20 protein-coding genes are annotated in these 17,666 nt (G+C 35.2%); 6 read left to right on the forward strand and 14 right to left on the reverse strand.

Annotation, left to right across the window (positions count from 1 at the left end):
• Nucleotides 1-104: 104 nt before the first annotated feature.
• From J0N78_RS21230 to J0N78_RS21260, 7 genes are all read right to left on the reverse strand, one after another.
• Nucleotides 105-1,013, reverse strand: coding sequence for a metal ABC transporter substrate-binding protein (locus tag J0N78_RS21230; RefSeq protein ID WP_307794987.1), 909 nt, complete (start codon nucleotides 1,011-1,013; stop codon nucleotides 105-107).
• Between the two features lie 216 nt (nucleotides 1,014-1,229).
• Nucleotides 1,230-1,724, reverse strand: a complete 495-nt coding sequence (locus J0N78_RS21235; protein WP_209125122.1) for a hypothetical protein — start codon at nucleotides 1,722-1,724, stop codon at nucleotides 1,230-1,232.
• Between the two features lie 31 nt (nucleotides 1,725-1,755).
• Complete coding sequence (locus J0N78_RS21240) at nucleotides 1,756-2,073, reverse strand: DUF2325 domain-containing protein (protein WP_209125123.1); 318 nt, start codon at nucleotides 2,071-2,073, stop codon at nucleotides 1,756-1,758.
• A gap of 229 nt (nucleotides 2,074-2,302) precedes the next feature.
• Nucleotides 2,303-3,013, reverse strand: a complete 711-nt coding sequence (locus tag J0N78_RS21245) for an ABC transporter ATP-binding protein (RefSeq protein ID WP_209125124.1) — start codon at nucleotides 3,011-3,013, stop codon at nucleotides 2,303-2,305.
• Entirely contained in the window at nucleotides 3,014-4,621 is a 1,608-nt protein-coding gene (locus tag J0N78_RS21250) for an ABC transporter permease (RefSeq protein WP_209125173.1), read from the reverse strand.
• Nucleotides 4,622-4,813: 192 nt separating this feature from the next.
• Nucleotides 4,814-5,935 carry a Fe(3+) ABC transporter substrate-binding protein gene (locus J0N78_RS21255; protein ID WP_209125125.1) on the reverse strand — a complete coding sequence of 374 codons (1,122 nt, stop codon included), beginning with the start codon at nucleotides 5,933-5,935 and terminating at the stop codon, nucleotides 4,814-4,816.
• Between the two features lie 271 nt (nucleotides 5,936-6,206).
• On the reverse strand, nucleotides 6,207-6,467 hold the full coding sequence (locus J0N78_RS21260; RefSeq protein ID WP_209125174.1) for a metal-sensitive transcriptional regulator: 261 nt from the start codon (nucleotides 6,465-6,467) through the stop codon (nucleotides 6,207-6,209).
• 223 nt (nucleotides 6,468-6,690) lie between these two features.
• On the opposite strand from J0N78_RS21260, the gene mgtE reads away from it, so the two are divergent.
• Entirely contained in the window at nucleotides 6,691-8,049 is a 1,359-nt protein-coding gene (mgtE, locus tag J0N78_RS21265) for a magnesium transporter (protein ID WP_209125126.1), read from the forward strand.
• Between the two features lie 197 nt (nucleotides 8,050-8,246).
• Entirely contained in the window at nucleotides 8,247-8,834 is a 588-nt protein-coding gene (locus J0N78_RS21270) for a YitT family protein (protein WP_209125127.1), read from the forward strand.
• Nucleotides 8,835-9,680: 846 nt separating this feature from the next.
• On the opposite strand, the gene J0N78_RS21275 is transcribed toward J0N78_RS21270, so the two are convergent.
• Together J0N78_RS21275 and J0N78_RS21280 are read right to left on the reverse strand one after the other, a co-directional pair.
• Nucleotides 9,681-9,878, reverse strand: a complete 198-nt coding sequence (locus J0N78_RS21275) for a transposase (protein WP_209125128.1) — start codon at nucleotides 9,876-9,878, stop codon at nucleotides 9,681-9,683.
• A 221-nt stretch (nucleotides 9,879-10,099) separates the two neighbouring features.
• Nucleotides 10,100-10,519 (reverse strand): universal stress protein, encoded by a 420-nt coding sequence (locus J0N78_RS21280; RefSeq protein WP_209125129.1) that lies wholly within the window; start codon nucleotides 10,517-10,519, stop codon nucleotides 10,100-10,102.
• A 256-nt stretch (nucleotides 10,520-10,775) separates the two neighbouring features.
• Here J0N78_RS21280 and J0N78_RS21285 point away from each other — a divergent pair, with 256 nt between their 5' ends.
• The 3 genes from J0N78_RS21285 to J0N78_RS21295 all read left to right on the forward strand — a co-directional run bounded on the left by J0N78_RS21285 (nucleotide 10,776) and on the right by J0N78_RS21295 (nucleotide 12,670).
• Nucleotides 10,776-11,369, forward strand: a complete 594-nt coding sequence (locus J0N78_RS21285) for a DedA family protein (protein WP_209125130.1) — start codon at nucleotides 10,776-10,778, stop codon at nucleotides 11,367-11,369.
• A gap of 147 nt (nucleotides 11,370-11,516) precedes the next feature.
• Entirely contained in the window at nucleotides 11,517-11,708 is a 192-nt protein-coding gene (locus tag J0N78_RS21290) for a hypothetical protein (protein ID WP_209125131.1), read from the forward strand.
• A gap of 161 nt (nucleotides 11,709-11,869) precedes the next feature.
• On the forward strand, nucleotides 11,870-12,670 hold the full coding sequence (locus J0N78_RS21295) for an alpha/beta hydrolase family protein (RefSeq protein ID WP_209125132.1): 801 nt from the start codon (nucleotides 11,870-11,872) through the stop codon (nucleotides 12,668-12,670).
• Nucleotides 12,671-12,910: 240 nt separating this feature from the next.
• On the opposite strand, the gene J0N78_RS21300 is transcribed toward J0N78_RS21295, so the two are convergent.
• The 3 genes from J0N78_RS21300 to J0N78_RS21310 form a co-directional block, all read right to left on the reverse strand.
• The gene (locus J0N78_RS21300) at nucleotides 12,911-14,458 is read right to left on the reverse strand and encodes a peptide chain release factor 3 (protein WP_209125133.1); all 1,548 of its coding nucleotides are present in this window, start codon (nucleotides 14,456-14,458) and stop codon (nucleotides 12,911-12,913) included.
• Nucleotides 14,459-14,536: 78 nt separating this feature from the next.
• Entirely contained in the window at nucleotides 14,537-15,535 is a 999-nt protein-coding gene (locus J0N78_RS21305; protein WP_209125134.1) for a Gfo/Idh/MocA family protein, read from the reverse strand.
• A 393-nt stretch (nucleotides 15,536-15,928) separates the two neighbouring features.
• Entirely contained in the window at nucleotides 15,929-16,243 is a 315-nt protein-coding gene (locus J0N78_RS21310) for a YbjQ family protein (RefSeq protein ID WP_209125135.1), read from the reverse strand.
• A gap of 150 nt (nucleotides 16,244-16,393) precedes the next feature.
• On the opposite strand from J0N78_RS21310, the gene J0N78_RS21315 reads away from it, so the two are divergent.
• Nucleotides 16,394-16,849: a DinB family protein gene (locus tag J0N78_RS21315; RefSeq protein WP_209125136.1), complete on the forward strand. Its 456-nt coding sequence runs from the start codon at nucleotides 16,394-16,396 to the stop codon at nucleotides 16,847-16,849.
• Nucleotides 16,850-16,887: 38 nt separating this feature from the next.
• On the opposite strand, the gene J0N78_RS21320 is transcribed toward J0N78_RS21315, so the two are convergent.
• Both J0N78_RS21320 and J0N78_RS21325 read right to left on the reverse strand, forming a co-directional pair.
• Entirely contained in the window at nucleotides 16,888-17,091 is a 204-nt protein-coding gene (locus tag J0N78_RS21320; RefSeq protein ID WP_209125137.1) for an alpha/beta-type small acid-soluble spore protein, read from the reverse strand.
• A gap of 158 nt (nucleotides 17,092-17,249) precedes the next feature.
• Entirely contained in the window at nucleotides 17,250-17,423 is a 174-nt protein-coding gene (locus tag J0N78_RS21325) for a hypothetical protein (RefSeq protein WP_209125138.1), read from the reverse strand.
• Nucleotides 17,424-17,666 lie beyond the last annotated feature (243 nt).

Raw genomic sequence — 17,666 nt, forward strand, 5'->3', positions numbered from 1 at the left:
AGATGTATGTGTCAAGAAAGACAATAATAACAAAATCGCATTGGACGTTGAAATCCAATGCGATTTTGTTATTCATCTAATTGTTTCCTACTTAATGTGGAGCATTAATTTTTTAAACCTTCTACAAAGACTTTTACGTTATGTTTCATCATTTTTATATATGTTTCTGCTCCTGAACCCTCTGGTCCAACAGCATCGGTATACACTTCACCAGCAATGTCTACTCCAGCATCATTTGCTACTGTTTCCATATACCTTTTATCAACTGTTGTTTCAACGAATACAGCAGGAAGATCTTTTTCTTTAATAATATCAACCAATCTAGAAATTTGACTAGGTGTTCCTTCTTCATGAGAATTCAGTTCCCAAATACCTGCAGTTTCTATTCCGTATGCTTGCCCAAAGTACCGGAAAGCATCCTCACTAATCGTTATCGTGCGAACTTCTTCAGGAATGGTATTTACCTCTGCTTTAATCCAAGCATCCAGTTCCTCTAATTCTTTTATATACGCTTCTGCATTTGCTCGATACGTTTCTTCTCCCTCAGGATCACGTTCAACTAAGTCTTCTACTAGGTTATTTACCCACAAGATCACATTTTGAGCATCAAGCCAAATATGTGGATCCTCACCATCTTCGTTCACTAATGGAATTGCGGTAACACCTTCTGAAAGTGTTACGACTGGAGCATCCCCAGTATTTTGTACTAATTTTTCTAACCAACCTTCTAGCCCCATTCCAGTTACATAAAAGACATTTGAATCATTTACCTTTTGGAAATCACTCGGTATCGGCTCATATTCATGTGGCTCCTCTCCGATTGGAACAATGTATTCTACCGTCCCACGATCACCAATAACATTTCCAACAACATCTCCTAAAATTGAGAAACTTGTAGTGATGTTTAACCCTTCTTCAGAACCACTTTCTTGTTCACTTCCTTCTCCACCACATGCAACTAAAAATACTGACATAACCATTGCTGACATTAACATAAATAAAAGCTTTTTCACTAGATTTCCCTCCTTCAAATTATACTTTACGTTCGTACAATTTTTTCATTCATATAAAATTGTTTCTCTCGCGCAAAAAAAGCACAAAAAAAACATTGACCTTTTACCCTTTACAATAAAGTTGACTTTATACAACATTTATTTTTTCATATTTTAATTTTTTTGTCTAGATATTTATAACAAAAAAAATAAAAATGGGCACTAGTGACCTCATTTTTATCTTCTTTCATATAACTTATAGCTACTTCCATTAACTAATGAACATATACGAACCGATAGCTCTCCATTACTTATCTTTTTCATTAAATTATTTCTAACCTGATTACACAGCTTCATAGCTACCTCTTGGTCCACTTCAACTAAATATACCGTAGCATGAATTCCATTATTACTTTTTAATTTATTAATGATAACTGGCTGTCCATTGTAAGCTTCTAAACTTGCTTCTTCATTATAGGTTAACCCTTTTAATAAAAAGTCCGTTGATTTAGCTAAAGTAGTGTAATATTCTGTCGTTGAAGAAAAACACTTTTCATTAATCTTCTTCCAATGATCAGCAATTAGAGTTAATAGCTGAAATACGGTTCGCTCTGATACAGGTAAATTGTAATAGCTACTTATTACATGATTAACCATTGTCTGTACTAAGTTATTACAATTTACTTTATCATTAGAAGTACTTCTATTTATATTATTGGAAACGCTAGACATCCAAATCCCCCTTCTTGTTTCTGTTTAGTTTCTAAATACGGCAATTAACTTTATTTGGACAGCCTTCATATTGGCAACTACCAATTGCCTGATAAATGGAACACCATGAACGTTTGGCATAACAAATCGGAATACCTTGTTCATTTGCTTTCTTTTTTAAAACGGAAGATAAATTATGATTTATGTAATCTGTAAGAACTAGCACTAAGTCTATATGAGCTGGAATTTCTCTTTTCACTTGCTGCACCTTTCTCCCACTCACATGAATTACTTCTTTAAAGCCTACTGTTGCTAATTTATTTGGAATTTTACCTAAATGATCGGCACCGACAATTAATAGAGCAGACACAATAAACTCCTCCTTCATTTTTAAATGATAATAATTTTCATTATCACCATTTTAATTGATAATGATTATCGGTGTCAACATTTCTTCGCAATCTTATTTATTTCTTTAAAAATTTATACATTTTTATCTAGCCCAAAAAAACCAGTGAGCTCTTTATCACTGGTTTTGACGTTCTTTTTTCCTTTTACTTCTTTAATTCGGTTTAATCAAACGTTTAATTAAATCCGATTTAGTATACTGTAAACATCTGCTTACCGTTAAAATTAAGTACTTTTTCTGGGGGACCTACACGATTTATTACTCCATTTTCAATATAAACAATACGATCAGCAAGAACTCTTGCGTCTTCTTGGTCATGGGTTACAAATATCGATGTAATTCCTGTTTTCTTTAAGATTGCACGAAGTTCATCTCTAATTCTAACTTGAAGACTTGCATCTAGATTACTAAATGGTTCATCAAATATTAGTAAAGATGGAGCAGGAGCTAAAGCTCTAGCAAGTGCAACTCTTTGTTGCTGTCCTCCACTTAATTCATACGGATAACGATTTTTATAATTTGTTAAGTTCACTAAAGATAACATTTCTTCGATTCGCTGTTGCTTCTGTCTGCGATTCATTTTTCTTAACCCAAACTTAATATTACTTTCAACCGTCATATGTGGAAAAAGTGCATAATCCTGAAATACCATTCCTACCCCTCTTTTTTCAGGAGGGATAAAATTTGAATCATCAAGGATCACCCTACCGTTTATAGAAATCATACCTGCCTTAGGGATCTCTAAGCCTGCAATTAACCTTAAAATCGTACTCTTACCACTTCCGCTCTCACCAAGAATCGAAATAATTTCTCCTTGTTCGATATCCAATGAAAAGTCTTTGATCGTTGGTTCAGAGGTATTCTTATATTGATATTGTAAATTTCTTAGTTTTACAAACATTTAATGAGACTCCCCTTTATCTAGGATTTTGTGAAAGAAAAAGATACAGATACCACTGATTAATATAATTAACAATGAAGCTGAAGCTGCCTCACTTATCATCTCATCATTAGCATATCGAAAAGCTCTAGTTGCCAAGGTTTGAAAATTAAACGGCTGAAGGAGCATCGTTAGCGGCAACTCCTTTAAAATATCGACAAACACAAGAATAAATCCTCCAAAAATAGCACCTTTTATCATCGGGATATCGACTCTAAAGAACGTTTTAACTGTTGATGAACCAAGTGTTCTTGAAGCCTCCGTAAAGGAATTACCAACTTTTTCAAACCCTGCCTCTATAGAATTGTAGCCTACTGCTAAAAAGCGAATACAATATGCTGAAATTAACATGACAATACTAGTTCTTAAAACAAAGACCGTATCCACAGAAAAAGAAGTTAAAAGAGCATATAAATAGCTATCTAAAGCTAAAAAAATCGTAATTATACCAATAGCTATAATAGCACCTGGTACAGAATATCCGAGAATTGTAACTTTAGAGAGCAGTTTAGAAACCAGTCCGTGTTGAAGACGGGTATAATTGGCGATGATCAATGCAATAACGACAATGCAAATGGCTGCAACTGTTGCAACATAAAATGAATTTTTAATTAAAATATAAAATTCCTTCGATAAAATTCTTTCATAGGTCATGAACATCCAATGAACTAATTGAACAAAAGGAATAAGGAAGGCAAAACCGAAGATTGTAAAACAATATCCGAACGCAACCCAAGCTTTACCACCTTTTAGCTGTTTCGGTTGAATCGGCCTTACTTTTGAGGTTGTATAGCTAAAACGCTTTCTCCCTCTTATAAGCTTTTCAATTACTAAAATTAAAATAACAACGACCATCAATGTCCCAGCCAACTTAAAGGCAGATGCAATATCTCTCATAGCAAACCACGTCTGAAAGATTGCTGTAATAAAGGTTTGAATGCCGAAATACTTAACCACACCGTAGTCATTGATGACCTCTAACATAACGATCGTCACCCCGCCAATAATAGCGGCTCTTGAGATCGGTAAAACCACTCTAAAAAACACGTCAAATGCATTCGCTCCTAATAAACGTGCATTTTCTATAATGGAAGAAGATTGATTTTCAAAGAAGCTCTTAGTGATGACATAGACGTAAGGAAAAAGGAAAATTGTAAAGATGAAGACGGTTCCTTCGATATTCATAATGCTAAAATACTTTTGATTGACCTGAATATCAAATGTATTACGTAATGTTGATTGGATAATTCCCGTATAATTGATGATTCCATGATAGGTGTATGCACCAATGAATGGTGGTATAGCTAAAGGTAAGATGAGTCCCCATTTAAAGAAGTTTCTTAACGGAAACTTATACACCGTAACAATCCATGCTAAGCTTGTTCCGATGATCGTAGTTGCTATACCTGTAAATACTAAGAGAATGATTGTGTTATAGATAATATCAAATAGTAAATACTCTTTAATGTGATACCAGTTATCATTGGCTTCCGCAAAAAAGTGTATTCCAATCACTATGTTGGGCAATAAGATGATGGTAATAAAAATAAAACTTAGAACTGCCCACATATTTAATTGTGTTCTTGCCTGTTGAATAAGCTTCAATGTTGCCACATCCTTATTAATAAAAAGCACGACTTCGATGAGACCAATTATCACTAAACTAAGTATACATAAAAAAATAGTGTTAGTGAATATCATTATCAATAAAAACATGAAAACCGTATTACAAAAATGCAATACGGCTTTCATGAACTGGAATTATTTCCATCCAACTTCGTTATAAATTTGAATCGCTCTTGCGTTGTTATCACCAAGAATTGTTAAGTTAATATCTTGTTCTTTAAACTCTCCCCAAGATTTAAGTGTTTCAGAAATCGCAGCATCAGGGTTAACTGGATATTCATTGTTACCTTTTGCGAATAATTCTTGTGCTTCTACATCAGATAAGAATTCAATAAATTTGATTGCATTGTCAACATTTTTAGCATGCTTTACAACCGCTGCTCCACTAATGTTAATGTGCGTACCATTTGTCTCTTGGTTCGGGAAGAAAACGCCTACTTGCTCTCCTACTTTCGAATCTTCTGAATCTGTTGAATTGATAAGTCTCCCAACATAATAAGTGTTTGCAATAGCAACATCACCAAGACCAGCAACAACCGCTTTCACTTGGTCAGTATCTCCACCTTCAGGATCTCTTGCCATATTATCTTTAATGCCTTGTGCCCACTCTTTTGCCGCTTCTTCACCATTTAATTCAATAAAAGAAGCCAATAAAGATTGATTGTAAATATTTTCAGATGAACGGATTAAAACACGACCTTTCCAAGCATCTTCCGTTAACGCTTCGTACGTTGATAGTTCAGATGGATCTACACGATCTTTTGAATATACAATAACACGAGCTCTCTTTGTTAAACCAAACCACTGGTTATCTACATCACGTAATTTTTCAGGAATATTGTTTGTTAAAACTTCACTTTCAACTGACTGTGTTAAGCCATCTGCTTTAAGACGTGCTAAGTTTCCTGCATCAGCTGTTATAAACACATCCGCTTCAGTTGCTTCACCTTCATCTTTAAGGCGTTGAACTAATTCATCCTTACCAGAAATAACGTTTACTTCAATACCTGTTTGCTCTGTGAACTTTTTATAAAGCTCTTCATCTGTATCATAATGTCTAGTCGTATATAGGTTGACTACCCCAGAACCTTCTTCTGCAGCAGCTTCTTCTTGTTGTTCTTCATTCTGCTCTTTTTGCTGTTCTTCTTGTGGCTCTTCTCCACCTGTTTCAGTATCTTGTTGTCCGCAAGCTGCAGCAACAAATACTAACAGCATTGACATCATAGCAAATACCAACAGCTTTAGTGATTTTTTCATAGCACATGTTTCCCCCTAGAATATGTATTACTCTTTATAGTTAGAATGAAATTCATTATCATCTCCAACCACAATTTGTAGTATAGTGCAACTGATAATCATTGTCAATAATGTTTTTTGAATTTTTTTCCTCTAAAAAAGAACAGTCACAGCAAAAAGGCTGACTAATTAGTACAAGCACGTTTTTCCCATACATAATCACAGCGTTGAAACGTATGGTCGTACTTGACATTGTTTTTTAGTCAGCCTTTTTTCAGTCTTTTATTTAGATTTATCTACTTTTTACTAATAAATTTACTGCTTCTTTAATGGTTTCTTCCGTGTTTTCCCCATTTTCTATTTGTTCTCGAATACAAGCTTCTAAATTCGTACTAACGACTACTCCAATGGCACGATCAAGTGCATTACGAACTGCAGCCATTTGTCCGACAATATCTTGGCATTCTTTTTCTTCTTCCATCATTTTAAGGATGCCCCGGACTTGACCTTCAATACGTTTTAATCTATTTTTTACTTTATCATCGTATTTCATGCCCATCTCATACGCCCCCATGTCACATCATTTTTATCATTATACACCATTCCAATTTGTATAACACCTCATACAAGGTTAATCTATATAGAAATGCTTCCTTTTTAATCATTATTAAAGGTTTACTATTGCCTTCATTTCTTGTACATTTTAATAGTGTTTTGTCTAGTCCAATCTTGAAATACTACATAAAATATAGAACGAACTAGAGTGGGTGATTAAAATGATCGTAAACATGTCAGAAGACCAAATGCTCGTATTGGTCATTAAATATTTAAAAGAGTCGAAACGTATAGCTTTTCAACAATTGTTAGATGAGCTACATCCGTATGACTTTGCTCAATTATACCGAGGTTTACCTGAAAAGCATCAGCATCGATTTCTTACTTTTTTAACCCCTAACCAGGTCGCAGCTTTAATTGCTGAGCTTGAACGTGACCTTCAAATTGACATTCTACACAAACTCGGTATTGAACGTTCGTCAAAAGTGATGGATTTAATGGATAACGACGACGTTGTTGACTTACTAACTGATCTTTCTGGGGATAAAATTCAAGAATTCCTTGATGCCATGAGACAAGAAGAATCCGATACAGTCCGAGATTTAATGAATTACCCTCCCGATACCGCTGGGGGGCTAATGACCAACCAGTTCATTTGGATTAAAGAACATTCTACTGTTCGAGAAGCTGTCGACAAACTTAAAGTATACGCTGGAATATCAGAGAATATCTATTACGTATATGTAATAAATGAAGATAAAAAGCTTGTTGGTGTAGTTTCTTATCGGGACCTCCTAATTGCTCACATTGATGATCAAATTTCTGATATTATGTTCAGCCGGGTCATTTCTGTCCCAGTAGATGCTGACCAAGAAGATGTTGCACAAATGATAGAACGTTACGACTTTATTGCTATTCCTGTCGTCGATAATGAACAGACATTACTAGGGATTATAACAGTTGATGATGCGATTGACGTCTTCATTCAAGAAGCAAACGAAGATATAGAAAAACTATCTGCATCCGGTAAAGCCATTGATTTTAATACAAAAGCTTTAACTGCTTCAGCAAGGAGACTTCCTTGGCTCATTTTGTTATTATTTATTGGCCTCGTCTCCGGACAAATTTTAAATAGCTTTGAAGAGACTTTAAATCAAGTACTAGCCCTTATCTTCTTCATGCCGATGATTGCCGGAATGACTGGTAATACAGGAACCCAATCCCTTGCTGTTGTTGTAAGAGGAATTGTTACGACGACTGTCGACAAAAAAACGGTCATAAAATTAATCTTCCGAGAATTAAGAGTAGGCCTCACCATTGGACTTGTCTGTGGAGTTCTCATCCTTCTTATTGCCTATATATGGCAGGGCAACCTCATTCTCGGGGTTGTAGTTGGGATTTCTTTATTGATTACCCTCATCGTTGGAACGATGGCGGGGACGGTCATCCCTCTGATCCTCTATCGGTTTGGTATAGACCCAGCAGTCGCATCTGGACCATTAATTACAACATTAAATGATATTTTTTCACTAATGATTTATTTTGGAATTGCAAGTGCACTACTCGCCTATTTAATATGATGGACTAGTCAACGAACTGAGGTTCCGCTAATTGTGACAAATCAGTATAATTTTTCTTGTAGTGCTATGAGATGTTTCGAGGTAAGCAAGATAATATTTATTAAAAAAAGCGCAAGTGTTCTAAGAAACCAAGATATGCATATACCTTACTTATTAGAGAGACAAACTCTAAACTCGTTAAGCGAAGGGTGCAACCAATGATCAAAACGATATGGGTTATCTTATTGGGAAGTCTTTTAATTAGCTATGGCATTAATCAATTTTTCATCCCCTACCATATTCTTGATGGCGGAATGATTGGTTTAGGTTTAATCATTCATTATATTTGGGACCTAGAAGTAGGGTTGACAATCCTAATTATGAGCATACCGATTTACATCTTGGCGTGGAAATATTACCGCGCTTTTTTCATCTACAGTATTCCAGGTTTTGTTGTCTCTTCGTTATTTATTGATTGGTTTAGCTTTTTCGTCCTTCCCCTTGTAATAGATCCACTTCTAAGTGCTATTTTAGGTGGCCTAATTCTAGGAGCTGGTGTAGGGATCATGTTTAGAGAGGACATAAGTACAGGAGGTCTTGACTTGCTCGCACAAATGATAGCTGATTATACGAAAGTAAATATTGGCGTTATGATTTTTATTATTGATTTTCTCGTTGTAATTGGCGGGATATTTGTCATAACTCCTACCGAAATTCTACTATCTGTTATTGCTGTCACTGCTACAGGTTTTTCTACTATGCTAATTACATTAGACACCCACGGTAGCATTCATCCATCATTTTAACTTTTCGACACGGCATTTCCCGGGAAAACAAATTTCGACTGCAATTTCCGCCATAATAAGAAAAGTGAAAGGTGTCTGCTTATCGGCGACAAGCGCTGGAGGGCCAGCAATTAGTGTCCTGACTTTTGGACTCGTTTGATGGACCGAAGCGACCTCGAGCCGATGTTGACTTATCGTAAGGAGGGGGAGCGAAGTCCACTAGACGCTGGGCGCTGCAGCTAGACATCCTCGAAATGTAAACTTTCTTATTCTTAAACATAAAAATAGGGTTGATCATAAATCAGCCCTATTTCCTCCTATTATTACCGGTAGGCAACTCCATTGGGATAATGACTGATGATACGATTCATATAAACGCTCAAATGCACGCTCCAATAAGGAACATCTCCCCTTAATTAAGACGATAAGTGGTGTTGTAAAGTTACAACATAAAAAGCAACAAAAAAGCCCAAAAGGAAGAATCCTTTATGAGCTCACTACACATCTATTGTTTATCTCCTTGAAGATAAGAATATGTGAAAGTTTGAAAAATAACAACATAATTTATTCGACAATTCTACTACCAATGATCCAATATAAAAAGCCGTAAAGTAACGCAATTCCTGCAATTAAAAGAAAAAGTGCTTTATTGGATAATTTCAAATGCGTCCACCACCCTACTAATTATCTTTTGATTATAGCATAGGAAGTGGACTAAAAGAATGAATGCTTAATGGACGAAAACTGATTAAGCGCTCATACAGAAAAAAACATTTATAAAAGTTGCTCTATTTTGCAGTTAGTTTCCAAGGTCGTTTAGAAGGATGGAAAGAAGCTTAAATAAATAACTATATAGTTATTGAATATTCAATGAGATTCTTCTAAAGCAATATTTCGTCTTAATCGTCTTTTATGAAATTTGCCTGCTTCATATTCAACAACCCAGCGATGAACTAAGCCAACACTTAACACATACCGCCGTGCAATTAGAGATTTATTGCCAGTTTCAATTGCTTCTTTCACCACCTTTACCTTAAACTCTTTTGAGTAGCTAGATCGCTTCAACACTCATCCCTCATTCCATATTTTTTGTAAACGCTTTCATTTAAAGTTGTAAAAAAACAACCTCATTCTTAGGGTTGTTTTTATTTGCTTATAATGTATATGTCTGAATTTTAAAAAAATAACGAAAATTTGTCAAGGCTTCTAACATTACAATTATATTAAAAACTCTGAACATCGGTTCAAAGCACGACTTTTATATTACCCTTCGCGTTAATTAGCTATTATTTTACAATCATAACAGGGCATAATGCACGTTTTGCTACTTTATGACTTACACTTCCTAACACCATTTCTTGAAGGGCATTTAAGCCTCTACTACCGATCACAATTAAATCATATTTATGGTCATTGGCATATTTCACAATGGCTGGTCCAGGTTCTCCACGAACAATCTTTATTTCAAAGTTGATCTTTTCATTTAATGCTTGCTGTTCAATTGCACTTAGCTTTGCTTTTCTTTGTGAAGCTATCCCTAAAGAATCCCAGTTCTTTAATACATCTGCTTTTGATGTACTTCCATCAACTACATACAATACTGTAACGCTTGATTGAACATCTGCTTTAGCAATCGCAATCGCTTTTTCAGCAGCTCTTATCGAATGCTCCGATCCATCAGCTGGTAGTAATATTCGTTTAAACACGATACAACCTCCTTTAGAAAAGTTAAGTGCATGGATTTATTTCTACATGGAAAGCCTAAATTAGGATGATACTAGGAAAATTATACCCCATAATCACTTGGTGGTCTTTGAATTCTTGATGACCACTTGTGTATTGAATGAAGAAACTAGCTTTAGATCGTCATCCTCTAGTGAAATTCTCATTTACGTACATAAAATATTCAGTTTATAATGAATTAACATTGTATGGCTAAAACCGAATTAATTGAGGGACATTATGGAGTTATTTGAGTTTTTAATCATGAAGTATGGCTATATTGCCATCGTATTAATATTAATGGGAGGAATTGTTGGTCTTCCTATACCAGATGAAGTATTACTAACATTGATAGGCTACTATACTTACATCGGTAAAATGTCTTATGTATTAGCGTTATTAGCTGCTTTTATCGGAGCTACCATCGGTATTTCTTTTAGTTATTTATTAGGCGCAAAACTTGGATTGCCTTTCTTGATGAAGCACGGGCCGCGATTCCATATTTCTCATAAGAAAATATCATATACCCAACAACTATTTTATAAATTTGGGCCTCTTCTTCTTTTTATCGGATACTTTATTCCAGGAATCCGACATATTACCGGTTATTTATCTGGAATATCCAATTATAAGTTCTTAAAGTTTTCCTTTTTTGCATATACAGGGGCGTTTACTTGGGTGTTCATTTTTATTACATTAGGACATGAACTTGGGAACAAGTGGTTTATTGTTGAAAAATATTTATTAAAGGTCAGTTTAATTTTATTCGCATTATTGCTGCTTATCATTATTTTTCTGATCCTTCGCTATAAATTCCCGAGAAAGTTTCACTGAATAAACAAACAAATTGTCCTGCTTATTAATAACTCAATATTTATTTCTAATAGAGAATCATGTATCATATACAATTGTATGGTTTATTACTTCATCTTTTCTTAATGAAATTATTTATATAAAAGTTTTTTATAGGAGTCGATATTCATGAAAAAAGACAAAATTCGTGGCGTCAGCATTCACACGACGGGAGAAGGTTTAGCTTACTATATTCATTATGACCAAAACGGTACAAAACATGTAAGCAAGCAATTGTATGAAGAAGCGATCACAACTTTGCAAAAGTGGGATAACTTAATTGATGAAAAAAAAATTGAGACTAGAGCTATTAAGCTCTAATCTCGATTTTTTTCTTTTTCAGCTCAAATTTAACCAAATATTAACAGTGTACTTTAACACAGTTTCAACTTTTAAAAGATTTCTATTGAAATTTGTTTGTTTTCCTCTTATACTAATCCCAAGTAAACTAATATGTTTTATCGTATTTGGAGGCGGTACTATTGATTAAACCTGTTCATTTTTCAGCTGGTCCTTTATTGTTATCGAGTATGACTCATTATCCAAAAAAATCATTTATAAATAAAGTACCCGCGATTATTTTGGTTCACGGTTTTGTCGGTAGTAAGGTTGGCGAACACCGGATGTTCGTAAAGGCTGCTAACTATTTTTCAGAACGTGGATATCTTGTTTTTCGGTTTGACTTTGGAGGATGTGGTGAAAGTGAAGGGGACTACAGTCATGTTACCTTGACTAAACAAATTAAGGAACTCCAAGCAGCAATCGATTATGTATTATCCATAGATAAGGTTGATCCTAACCTATTAACCGTTGTCGGTCATAGCTTAGGAGGTGCAGTCGCTTCAATAACTGCAAGTAGAGATGAACGAATTAAGCAGCTTATGTTATGGTCTCCTGTTGCAAGACCATTTACCGATATCGTACGAATTACTAGTAACGAAGCAGTTCTTCAAGCCAAAAGAGATGGTATTTATGATTATCATGGTTTTTATTTAAGCGATGCATTTTTTGAAGATTTAAAGCTTCATCATCCACTAAAAGCACTTCATAACTATAAAGGACCTGCACATATTATTCATGCAGAGTTAGATGAAGATGTCCCAAAAGCGAATGCGGTTGATTATTATCAAACGTTGAAAAAGAGAAATTCTTCTATTCAGTATTCCTTTATCGAGAAGGCTGACCATACTTTTTCTAGTTATACTTTTGAACAACAGTTGTTTAATCAGACGTATCAGTGGATGATGGATCAAAGCATAGAAAACATTACTCAAATCATTTAACGTAAAAAGCTGAACAGGTATCTAGCTCCCCGTTCAGCTTTTTCTTTTTGGCTCTTTTCTAAAAGATTGTTGCTTTTAGCTATTGAACCGTTAACCAAGCGAAAGCTTGGTTCTTCACGCTTTGGCGTGAAGCCTTTGAACATAAATCAGCCAGATGGACAAATGAATTTGTCCATTAGGGCTGATTTATGTTCAAAAAACGGTCCAATAGCAACAAAGTTTACGAAAACAGCTTTCTTTTTAAAACAACATATCCCAGCCTGATGAAAGCTTAATTTCAGGATACTTATCTTTAAACCAGTTATACGTAAAGTCATTTTCAAACAAAATAACTGTTCGCTCATGCAAATCTTTTACTAAAAGTTTTCGACTGTCCGTCATTCGGTCTGTTACTTCGCCTTCGACAACCCACCTTGCAAGGGAATGCGGAAGGTACGTTAACTCAACATCAACGTTATACTCATTTTTCATTCGGTATTCAAACACTTGATATTGCAACTCACCAACGGCTCCTAAAATATAATCATCGAAATAAGGCGTACGGTACAACTGAATCGTTCCTTCTTGAACAAGCTGATGAAGCCCCTTATGGAAATGCTTATGTTTTAAAGCATTCTTTGCCATGACTTTCGCAAATCGCTCGGGTGGAAACTGTGGTAATTCTTCATATTGGAAAACTTCATTACCCGTTAATAACGTATCTCCGACTTGATAAACACCCGAATCATAAATTCCAATAATATCTCCAGCATACGCCGTATCCACCGTTTCTCGTTCAGAAGCAAAAAATTGATGAGATTGAGCTAGTTTTATTCTTTTTCCTGTTCTTGCAAGTGTTACATCCATTCCCCGTTCGAAAGCTCCAGAACAAATACGTAAAAAAGCGATTCGATCTCGGTGTTTCGGATTCATATTTGCTTGAATTTTAAAGATAAACCCAGAAAACTGAGACGCGTCTGGCTGAATCTCCCCTTTTGAAGATTGCCTTGGTTGAGGTGGTGATGCCAATTGAACAAACTGATCAAGAAAACCTTGAACTCCGAAATTACTTAATGCACTCCCAAAGAAAACAGGAGTCATTTTTCCTTCTCTTACTTTTTCCATCGAAAAAGAATTTCCCGCTTCATCAAGGAGCATGATATCCTCATCTAATTTTTCAGTTTCATAATCACGAAGATTTGCTTCTTCTAAACTAACGATTTGGTGCTCCAATCCATCAAAAAATACTTCAACCGATTGTTCCATACGGTTATAAATCCCTTTTAATGTTTTTCCCATACCAATCGGCCAATTCATCGCATACGTTTCCATTTCTAACACTTCTTCAATTTCGGCTAACAAATCTAACGGCTCTTTTCCTTCTCGATCGAGCTTATTTATAAATGTTAAGATCGGAATCCCGCGCATCTTACATACTTTAAATAGCTTTAACGTTTGCGCTTCAATTCCTTTCGTGCCATCTATGACCATGACTGCGGTATCGACTGCAGTTAATGTTCGATACGTATCCTCACTAAAGTCTTGGTGACCTGGTGTATCTAAAATGTTAATTTGAACGCCTTCATACTCAAGTTGCATCACACTCGATGTAACAGAAATACCGCGTTGTTTTTCAATTTCCATCCAGTCTGATGTCGCATAAACACCAGATTTCTTCCCTTTTACTGTTCCAGCTTTTCTAATTCCTCCACCGAGTAATAAAACTTTTTCTGTTAATGTCGTTTTACCGGCATCAGGGTGGGAAATAATGGCGAACGTTTTTCTTGGTAATACGTCTTGTTTACTCATAGGTTAGCTTCCTTCCTGTCATTGCTGCTATCCTCATAGTATAATGAAAGTTTTCATCACATACAATTTAAATTTTAATTACTGAGATACTTCAATACTGCTTTTTTGTGCAATCGATTGAAAACACGCATCCATGACCCGCATATTCCAAATCGTTTGTTCCCCATTATATGTAGGTTCAAATTGTTCTAAAATTGCCTTTGAGAAATGTTCAATTTGAGCTCGATATTGATCTCCTTCGACTTTCTCTGATCGCGATCCTGTTTCATTTATAATCTTAATTTCCCCTATTCCACTTTGTTTATCTGGTCGAAACGCATGAGGTACAATAATTTTCCCCTTCGTACCGATGATTTCATAGTCATTCACCGGAAACTGCTCAAAGCTACATGTAAATGTCGCTACTACATTTTGAGGAAAGGACATTACCCCATGAGCAGTCAGGTCTACATTATGTCTAGTATCTATACGCCCATCGCAATACACAGAGACCGGTTCTTCCTGTAAGATTGAACGACTAGCATGAATACAATAACATCCGACATCATATAAACTTCCGCCACCTAGTTTTTGATTTAAGCGAATATTATCTTCACTTAAATTAAGTAAATAAGTGAATCTAGAATTCATCTGTTGAACGACTCCAATTTCTCCTTCTTCAATAACTTGTCTTACCCTTTCATGTTGAGGATGAAATTGGTACATAAAGGCTTCCATAAATTGAACATTTTGTTTTTGACAAATGGCTAACATCTCTTCTACTTCTGCACTCGTTAATGCAGCTGGTTTTTCACAAAGAATATGCTTGTTATTTCTTGCAGCTTCAATCACCCATTCTTTATGTAGTGCATTAGGCAACGGGATATAAACAGCATCAATATCTGGATCCGTTAATAATTGATGATATGATGGATAGGCTTTAGAAATATGAAATTGATCAGCCGTTTGCTGTGGTGCCCCTTTTTGACTTGCTATGGCCATAACCGTTGCATTTGTAGCTCTTTGGATCGCAGGAATAACCGCTTTTTTAGCAATACCCGCATCACCTAAAATACCCCAATTTATCACTTTTTTCATTTTACTAACCTCCAGTTTTTTCTATACAAAAATCCTATCATGTATAAAGTTTTACACAATAGGATTTTTCATTTATTTTCAATGTAAGCAGATCTCTTAAAGACATCCCCTACGCTTCCCTTTTATCGACGGTTAATTTGGGGTAAAGAATTACATGCTGCTTATGGAGAAATAGTAGAACACTCGGTCTCAACAGAAAATCACCAATTTCAAATTGTAAAAACTCCAGGTCATTCGATAGATCACATTTGTCTTGTAAACGAATCAAGAGGATGACTGAACAAATAAAAAACTAGCTCACATAAAATATAGTTGCTCTCCAGAAATAGCAGCAACTATATTTTATGTTTATACTAGGATCAAGTATGCTTTTAATGTAGCCTAACACTTCCCTTATTTAATTTTAACAGCTGTTCCAGTCGCAATACACATCATCATCCCGTCTCTTAACGTTTCAAAGTCCAGATCGACACCAACAACAGCATCAGCACCCATTCGACGTGCCTTTTCTACCATCTCGTTAATGGCCATCTCACGTCCTTCAGCAAGCTTGCTTTCATATGCTCCACTTCTTCCACCAATAATATCAGTTATTCCAGCCAAAAAATCACGGACAACATTTGCCCCCATTATCGCTTCACCACTTACAATACCGTGATAGGATTCAATTTCTCTTCCTTGTAAAACATGTGTCGTCGTTACGATCATCAGTTATTCTCCTCTCAAAGTTTTATAATTACAGGATAAATATAGCATAATTATAAATTTTTAACACATTCAAAGCATAAGATTTTCCTTTTTTATAAAAATCTTTTACAATATTATCAAAATAGTCAAAACTATTAGGAGGTTTACGATATGGCTATAACCGCTTTTACATTTGCTCGTTCTGCAAATCTTCAAGTACTCAATGCTGCAAAAGAACACCAATTAGACGCCGTCCCAGATGGATTCAACAACTCGATTCGTTGGAATGCTGGACACGTCCTAGTTGTTGCTGAAAATGTGTTGAGTCACTCAGAGCATTACGAACCTGTTTTACCTAGTCTTTATAAAAAACTATTTAACAAAGGAACACGTCCTTCAGAATGGGTAGAAGAACCACCTTCTGCTACTGAAATCGTAGAAATGTCACAAAAACAATTGGAAGCGGTTCAAAAATTATCACGTGATCACGGAGATACTATTTTTACTAATCCTTTTGAAATATTTGGATCAACATTCGATAATGTTTCAGACGTACTTAACTTTCTATCCTTTCATGAAGGAATTCACTTCACAACAAAAAAGTATCTATTAAAAAAGACAAAGTAAAAAAACAAGGAAGGGAATGTCCCTTCCTTGTTTTCATATTATCGTTGAAATCCACCGAGCTGTTGCTCAGCCATTTGTACTAAGCGTTTCGTAATTTCTCCTCCTACAGATCCGTTAGATCGAGAGGTTGTATCTGGTCCGAGTTGTACACCGAATTCTTGTGCAATTTCCATTTTCATTTGATCAATTGCTTGTTGTGCATTTGGTGTTACTAGTTGGTTTGAAGAATTGTTATTTGCCACTAGAAATCAACTCCTTTATTAGATTTAACAATATTATCTTCATAAGTTAAATTTCTAAACATGGTAATTTTTGGTCTATCAATAACTTGAAATTTGAGGCAATACTTTACTCGGATTCAGTCTTATCTTACACTTCTAAGCATTTCTTCTCTTCGTTCCTAATTTCGATTGAATTGTTTTCTAAATGATCGAAGCCTTGCTTTTTCAAACACGATTGTCATTTCTGTTAATAACTTTTTCATCTCCTCTTCTGACTTGCTCTTACTTATTTTTTCTTTAATCTTATCGATTTTCTGTCTCTCTGCATCCGATAAAAAATCCTCCTGCTTCATAGCCCCATTCCTTTCCTTGATAAACCTAATCATCAACCTACAATGCAAGTGCTATATGGCAGTATGACATATGATACTAAAAATAATACGTTCTCTCTTTTAATCTATGCTTGTAGAGAAGAAATCATTGATCATCATTCTTAAAACTTCGTATCATACCATAGATTGCTTGACTACATAGTTAAATTAATCCCGACTTTAAACCCAAGTATTTTTTACTAAAGAATTTTCTGAACATGTCGA

Source organism: Alkalihalobacillus sp. BA299, assembly GCF_017745675.1.
Taxonomy (GTDB): domain Bacteria; phylum Bacillota; class Bacilli; order Bacillales; family Bacillaceae_F; genus Alkalihalobacterium.

What these genes read in the sequence shown, in the direction of transcription:
- J0N78_RS21250 (WP_209125173.1), bottom strand. Translation starts at nt 4,621, where the DNA reads ATGTGGGCAGTTCTAAGTTTTATTTTTATTACCATCATCTTATTGCCC.
- J0N78_RS21245 (WP_209125124.1), bottom strand. Translation starts at nt 3,013, where the DNA reads ATGTTTGTAAAACTAAGAAATTTACAATATCAATATAAGAATACCTCT.
- J0N78_RS21235 (WP_209125122.1), bottom strand. Translation starts at nt 1,724, where the DNA reads ATGTCTAGCGTTTCCAATAATATAAATAGAAGTACTTCTAATGATAAA.
- J0N78_RS21255 (WP_209125125.1), bottom strand. Translation starts at nt 5,935, where the DNA reads ATGAAAAAATCACTAAAGCTGTTGGTATTTGCTATGATGTCAATGCTG.
- J0N78_RS21260 (WP_209125174.1), bottom strand. Translation starts at nt 6,467, where the DNA reads ATGAAATACGATGATAAAGTAAAAAATAGATTAAAACGTATTGAAGGT.
- J0N78_RS21305 (WP_209125134.1), bottom strand. Translation starts at nt 15,535, where the DNA reads ATGAAAAAAGTGATAAATTGGGGTATTTTAGGTGATGCGGGTATTGCT.
- J0N78_RS21315 (WP_209125136.1), top strand. Translation starts at nt 16,394, where the DNA reads ATGGCTATAACCGCTTTTACATTTGCTCGTTCTGCAAATCTTCAAGTA.
- J0N78_RS21285 (WP_209125130.1), top strand. Translation starts at nt 10,776, where the DNA reads ATGGAGTTATTTGAGTTTTTAATCATGAAGTATGGCTATATTGCCATC.
- J0N78_RS21300 (WP_209125133.1), bottom strand. Translation starts at nt 14,458, where the DNA reads ATGAGTAAACAAGACGTATTACCAAGAAAAACGTTCGCCATTATTTCC.
- J0N78_RS21290 (WP_209125131.1), top strand. Translation starts at nt 11,517, where the DNA reads ATGAAAAAAGACAAAATTCGTGGCGTCAGCATTCACACGACGGGAGAA.
- mgtE (WP_209125126.1), top strand. Translation starts at nt 6,691, where the DNA reads ATGATCGTAAACATGTCAGAAGACCAAATGCTCGTATTGGTCATTAAA.
- J0N78_RS21325 (WP_209125138.1), bottom strand. Translation starts at nt 17,423, where the DNA reads ATGAAGCAGGAGGATTTTTTATCGGATGCAGAGAGACAGAAAATCGAT.
- J0N78_RS21310 (WP_209125135.1), bottom strand. Translation starts at nt 16,243, where the DNA reads ATGATCGTAACGACGACACATGTTTTACAAGGAAGAGAAATTGAATCC.
- J0N78_RS21270 (WP_209125127.1), top strand. Translation starts at nt 8,247, where the DNA reads ATGATCAAAACGATATGGGTTATCTTATTGGGAAGTCTTTTAATTAGC.